Here is a 6651-nt window from a genome sequence, read left to right on the forward strand (position 1 = left end):
GACGTGCTTCACCGGCTGTTACACGATTCCTGTTGCTGGGTACGACCTCACGCTCGTCGCGACCAACAAGGTTCCCACCACCGCGTATCGGGGTATGGGTCCACCACCACACAACTTCGTGCTGGAGCAGCTCATCGATATTGCCGCCCGTGGCATCGGCATGGACCCGGCGGAGATTCGGCGCAAAAACTTCATTCCTCCGGATCGCTTTCCGTACACGATCCCGAGCGGGAACGAGTACGACAGTGGCAACTACGAGGCGGCGCTCAACACCGTGCTGGGAATGGCCGAGTACGGCAAACTTCGCGAGAAGCAAGCCGCTGCCCGCGGGCAGGGGCGATGTGTCGGCATCAGCGTGGTAACGGCCATCGAGCCGGGCGTGTTCGATTGGAACGCGTACGCCGGCGTGGGCATGCCGGGCATCGGCGTGCCCGAGGGCGTCACCGTGAGTATCGATCTGTTCGGGAAGATCGTGGTCCGCGTGGGCTTCACGACCGAGGGGCAGGGACAGTACACGCTGGCGACGCAGCTGGCGGCCGATTACTTCGGCGTGAACATGGAGGATGTACGCATCGTCTCCCAAGACACGCTCACGGCGCCGCCGCATTTTGGTCCGGGCGGCAGCCGGCTCGGCGTCGCCCTGACCGGCGCCGTCCTCGGCGCGTGCGAGCGGGTCAAGGAGATGCTGATCAAGGCGGCCGCCCACTTGATGCAAGCGCCGCCGGAGAGCGTCGAGCTGATGGACGGCAAGCTCCGTGTCCGCGGCGTGCCGGGCGCGGAGATGCCGCTGGCGCAAGTGGCGGCCGTCATGCGCACGCGCGCCGATCTGCTGCCCGCGGGGATGGAGCAGAGCCCCGAGGCCACGTATGTGTGGACCTCGCCGGGGCGAACGCCGATCGATGAGCAGGGGCGCGCCAAGAGTTACCTCACCGCGGCCAATGCGTGTCATGTGGCCGTCGTGGAGGTGGATCCCGAGACCGGACAGGTCAAGATCCTGAAATATTACATCGTGGACGACTGCGGTACCCGGCTCAACCCGGCGACGGTGGAAGGCATGACCGACGGCGGCGTGGCGCAGGGCGTGGGCGCCGCGCTGTTCGAGGAGTATGTGTACAACGAAGACGGGCAGCCGCTCACCTCGACGTTCATGGACTACCTGCTGCCCACCATCTTCGAGGCGCCGACGACCGAGAAGAAGGCGCTGGTGACCCCGTCCCCCTTCACCCCGCTGGGGGCGAAGGGCTGCGGCGAGGGGGCCATCCACACGACGCCAGCCGCCATCCTGTGCGCGATCAATGATGCCCTGGCGCCCCTCGGCGTGCGCGTGACGGAGGTCCCTGCCACCCCCAATCGTCTGTGGAAGTTGATTCAAAGCGCGAAGCACTTGGGCTCGGCGCAGTCATAGAGCAGTCAAGGTGCCGGTGGCGGCAAGGAAGCGAGCATCGAGGGAGGAAGGGGGACAATGAACCTAACGCAACTGTCGAGTGCCAACGCCCGCGTGCTCGGGAAGATTCTCCGGACGCAGGCCGAGAGCATCCCCGATGCGACCTACCTGATGGCCGGAGAGCGGCAGTACAGCTTTGGGCGCGTCAACCAACTCGCCAACGCGCACGCGGCGGGTCTTCGCGGCCTGGGCGTTCAGCCCGGTGACACGGTGGCCATTTTCATGGCGGGCTCGCCGGAACTCGTCTTCACCACGTTCGGGATCAACAAGCTCGGGGCCATCTGGGTGCCGACCAATACGGACTACCGCAAGGAATGGCTGCGAGAAGCCTTTCAGGACAGCCGGGCCCGAGTTCTCGTGGTCGACGCGCCATTGCTCCCGCGCGTCGCGGAGCTGGGGTCTCAGCTTCCCTTAGAGTGCATCGTAGTGAATGGCAAGACCGATCTCGCAATCGAAGGCAGGCGCATGGTCGACCTTGCCGACTTTGCGCAACTCAGCGCGGGCGAACCCGACGTCGACGTCTCGCACGGTGACACCGCAGCCGTGCTGTGGACCTCGGGAACGACCGGAAAGCCCAAGGGTGTCATGCAGAGCCACAGCGCCTGGGTGCGGGGTTCCGAGAGCAGCATCCGCAGCTTTCGCGTGCGGGAAGGCGATGTCCTCTACAATTGTCTGCCGATGTACAACTCGGCGGCCTGGATCTCCACCGTCTACCCGGCGCTGATCGCCGGCTTGCCTTTCGGGCTCGACGATCACTATTCGGTGAGCACGTTCTGGGACCGCATCCGCTTCTACGGGGCCACTCACATGTTCACGCTGGGCGCCATGCACATCTTCCTGTGGCAGGCGCCGCCGCGGGCGGACGACAAGAACAACTCGGCGCGCGTGGCCTCACTCATCCCCATGCCCGACCGGCTTATGGGACCGTTCAAGGAGCGCTTCGGCATCGAGACGGTCGTTCAGGGTTACGGTCAAAGCGAGGCGTTCACCGTCCTGCTGCGCATCGACGACGGGACGCGCCCCTGGAAGCCGAACTCTGCCGGCGTGCCGCCACCCGGGATGGAAGTCCAACTCCTCGACGACGACGATGTCCAGGTGCCGGCGGGCGAGGTCGGTGAGTTCTGTGTCCGGCCCGCCGCCCCACACACCATCTTCAACGGCTACTTCAACAACCCGGAAGCCACGGCGGCGGCGTTTCGTAATCTCTGGTACCACACCGGTGATCTCGGCCGTCGGGACGAAGACGGCGAGTTCTTCTTTTTCGATCGCAAGGCGGATTACATCCGCTACAAGGGCCGCAACGTGTCGTCCTTCGCGGTGGAGGCGGCCGTCAACGCCCATCCGGCCGTCGCCCAGTCCGGCGCGTACGGGGTGAAGTCGGCGGAGCTCGACACCGAAGCCGAAATCAAAGTCGACGTCGTGCTGAAGCCCGGCGCGACGTTGAGTGCCGCGGAACTCGCGACCTTCGTCAACGAGACGGCCCCGTACTTCTTCGTGCCGCGGTACATCGAGTTCGTCGACCAGCTCCCGCAGACGCCCACCGGCCGGGTGCGCAAATTCGCGTTGCGCGAGCGCGGCGTCGGCGCGCACACCTGGGATCGGGAAGCCGCGGGCTTTATCGTCAAACGCTGACCGGTTTCCGCGATCGACCGGAGCGTCGGAGGGCCAGTCCATGGACTACGAATGTATTCGCCTCGAAGTGAGCGAGCGGGTAGCGACGTTGACGCTGAACCGTCCCGAGCGGATGAACGCGTGGAACGACACGATGGATCTCGAGATCCAGCACGCCTTGCGGCGCTGCGATGAGGATGACGAGGTGCGGGCCGTGGTCGTGACCGGGGCGGGCAAGGCGTTCTGCGCCGGCGCCGATCTCGGCGCGGGCGGAAAGACCTTTGAGAGTCGGCCGGCGGCCGCCGCGGGTCCGCAGATTTATCCGTGGGATCTGCACAAGCCGGTGATCGCCGCGATCAACGGTCACGCCGTCGGCGTCGGCATCACGTTCGCGATGAGCTGCGACGTGCGGTACGTCGCCGAGGACGCCAAGATCTCGTTTGCGTTCGTGCGGCGCGGCGTCATTCCGGGCTTCGGCTCGCACGTGACGGTGGCGCGGGTTGCTGGGCTGTCGAACGCTGCCGAGCTCATGATGTCGGGTCGGACGATTCGCGGGAAGGAGGCCGCCGAGCTGCGCTTGGCCACCAAAGCCCTGCCGGCAAATGAGGTCTTGCCCGCAGCACTCGCGCTGGCCCGCGACATCGCAGAGAACAGCGCTCCGGTCTCGGTGGCCATCATCAAGCGCCTGCTGTGGCAGAGTGCCGCGTCGACAGCGTCCGACATGAAGCAGCGTGAAGACCGCCTGTTCGCTTGGATCGGCGCACAACCGGATGCGCGGGAGGGTGTAGAGGCGTTCATCGAGAAGCGTCCTCCGCGCTGGTCGATGAGCGTCTGCCGCGATCTGCCGGATTTGCTGGAGTGAATCGCCGCTGGTCCGAGCCAGTTTGTTACGGGCTCGCGCGTCTGCCGGCGGGGCGCCGACGTGAGGCCCTCACGAAGCAGGCCGTGCGCCGCCTGGCCGGCGCACGATAGAAGAAGCGCGTCATCCTTGCTGTAACTCCAGATTCAGTGGTTGGCCCCGTGCCCTCTTCGTCACACAAGCCTTGCAACAACGTGCCGGGAAGAGCGGGTGGTGCTGCCGATCACGGACGTCGACTCGAAACAGAGTGACTGGACGCGTTGGATGACGTCACTCGGGTGCGGCGATGTCAAATCGGCGTGCGCACACCTACGTTCCACCCCGACACGACGTGTGGCATAGTCAGTGTCCACGGAAACGGGGAAGGTCAACCATCGATGGCGACTCAATCAGGTCCGGCAGTAACCGCGGTGACAGTCACGGGCTCGCGCATAGCACCGGGTTTGGGGATGGGGAGCGCCTGGTTCGTAGGCCACACCCCCGAATGGCGCCGTGCCGTTCGCCGTATCGAACAACACGAAGTAGAGCCGGAGCTACGTCGCATACAGATGGCGTTCGACCGCACGCGTGAGGAACTCAAAGAGTCCGCTCGTCGCGTCGAAGAGCAGCTCAGTGCGGACCTCGGCCACATCTTCCGGGCGCACGAAATGATGCTCGAAGGCATGCTGTCGTCGCAGGAGTTCCGGCAGGAGGTGCAAGGATCGCTGATCAACGCAGAGGCGGCGGTGCGGCGCGTCTTTCGTCGATGGCAGGAGAAGTTTCAATCCTTGAAGGGCGAAAGCTTCCAGCAGCGAGCCGACGACATCGCGGACGTCGGACGCAAGGTGTTGCGCCACCTCGAGGGCGAAGACACGGACCGCCTGAAGGATCTCCCGGCAGCCAGCGTGCTCGTGCTCCAGCGGCTCCTGCCGTCGGATGTCGTCCTGCTGTCGCGGTACCACGTTGCGGCGATCGTTGTGGAGTCGCTCGGGCCAGGCTCGCATGCCGCGCTGCTCGTTCGCGAGAAAGGCATTCCAACCGTCGCCAACTTTCCCGGCCTCCTGGAACGCCTTCATGACGGTGACGAAATGTTGGTGGACGCCTATCGTGGCGAAATCGTCATCTCGCCGGATGCGGACACGCGGGCCGAGTTTCAAGAAAGGTTGAAGAGTCGTCAAGCGACGCTTGCGCATTTGAGTGGGACGTGCCGTGAACCCGCGTGTACGCTCGATGGCACGCTGGTCACGGTCGAAGCGAATCTCGGCACATACGACGATGTCGCGCTGGCGCTGGAGAACGGCGCCGATGGCGTGGGACTGTTGCGCATCGAACAACTCTACCTCGCCCGTGACCTTCCGCCGACTCAAGAGGAGCTGCTCGACGCACTGCGCCCCATCACGACGCCATTTCGCAACAAGCCGCTCACAATCCGGCTCCTCGACCTCGGCGGCGACAAGCCGGCGCCGTTTCTGCCTCTTTCCGCCGAGGCCAATCCGGCCCTTGGGCAACGCGGTGTTCGCCTGCTGCTTGAATACCCGCAGCTGCTGCGGACGCAGCTCGTCGCGCTATTGCGGCTGGCGCAGGAACAGCCGATCCGCGTGCTGGTTCCGATGGTCACACTGGAAGAAGACATTCAGGCGATCCGGGAACTCTTCGAAGCGACGTGCATCGAACTTGGCCTGCAGCAGCGTCCGGCGTTCGGCGCGATGATTGAGACACCGGCCGCGGCGCTCAACGTGGTGGCGATTGCTAAGCATGTCGATTTCCTCTGCGTCGGCACCAACGATCTCACGCAATACACGCTGGCGGTCAGTCGCGACGACCCAACCGTGAGCCGCTACTTTCTGGACAATCACGCTTCGGTGCTTCGGTTGCTTGGCATCATTGTCGCCGATGCCGGAGCACTACCACTCACGCTCTGCGGCGAGCTGGCGGGGCGGGAAGAAATGATTCCGCAGTTGTTGGCGATTGGGTTCCGTTCGCTGAGTCTTGCGCCGACCTCAATTCCCGGCATGAAGGAGCGAATCAGGAGCCTGCACATCGCCCCCGCGACCGAGTGAACGCGCTGCGTGATTGTGGTGCAGACGGGACTGACGCCCAAAGCTCTGTGATCACGCCGGTCGGTGTGGCCTAGAGGTCCAGTCGGCTGGCCCGAGATGCGGGTTCTTGTGCATGATGTCGGAGAACGCGGTCGAGTCGAGGAGGACGATCAGAAGAGCCTCGACAGCTTGACCGTTCGCTCCAGACGAAGCATGCTGCGCTCGAACTGCTAGCGGTTTGGGGGTTGTTGCTGGGATGAGCATTGAGCGGAACTTCAACGTGGCGCTCGTCGCCGACATGGCGCTGCGTGAGAAGCAGATCCAGCAGAACTACCGGCCGATCATTGCCGTGCACAAATGGTTCGCACGGCGTCCGGGAACCCTCTTCCGCGCCCTGCTCCTGTCCGAGTTCGTTGACGGGCCACTGGAAGCGGCCTTCTTCCGATCCCACAATCTCAGCGGCGTCCGCGTTGCCGACCCATTCATGGGCGGCGGCACACCGCTGCTCGAAGCGAACCGGCTTGGGTGCGACGTCGTCGGATACGACATCAATCCGATGGCGTACTGGATCGTCCGCCAGGAGATTGAGCACCTCGACTTGGCCGCGTACCGAATCGCTGCGGACAAGGTCGGAAAGTGGCTGGCGGGACAAGTAGGTCATCTTTACGAGACCACCTGCCTCGAATGCGGCCGCGAGGAGGCCTCCGTCAAATACTTCC

At 64.5% G+C, this 6651-nt stretch carries 5 protein-coding genes; all 5 read left to right on the forward strand.

Annotation, left to right across the window (positions count from 1 at the left end; translation table 11 throughout):
* On the forward strand, positions 1-1405 hold a 1405-nt coding region (locus tag VF515_10260; protein ID HEX7408017.1), incomplete at its 5' end, for a molybdopterin cofactor-binding domain-containing protein.
* A 57-nt stretch (positions 1406-1462) separates the two neighbouring features.
* Positions 1463-3076, forward strand: coding sequence for an AMP-binding protein (locus VF515_10265; GenBank protein ID HEX7408018.1), 1614 nt, complete (start codon positions 1463-1465; stop codon positions 3074-3076).
* A gap of 40 nt (positions 3077-3116) precedes the next feature.
* The gene (locus VF515_10270; GenBank protein ID HEX7408019.1) at positions 3117-3917 is read left to right on the forward strand and encodes an enoyl-CoA hydratase-related protein; all 801 of its coding nucleotides are present in this window, start codon (positions 3117-3119) and stop codon (positions 3915-3917) included.
* Positions 3918-4291: 374 nt separating this feature from the next.
* On the forward strand, positions 4292-5953 hold the full coding sequence (ptsP, locus tag VF515_10275; protein ID HEX7408020.1) for a phosphoenolpyruvate--protein phosphotransferase: 1662 nt from the start codon (positions 4292-4294) through the stop codon (positions 5951-5953).
* Between the two features lie 235 nt (positions 5954-6188).
* The coding region (locus VF515_10280; GenBank protein HEX7408021.1) for a DUF1156 domain-containing protein at positions 6189-6651 on the forward strand (463 nt) is incomplete at its 3' end.

This window comes from Candidatus Binatia bacterium (assembly GCA_036382395.1).
In the GTDB taxonomy this organism is placed as follows: domain Bacteria; phylum Desulfobacterota; class Binatia; order HRBIN30; family HRBIN30; genus JAGDMS01.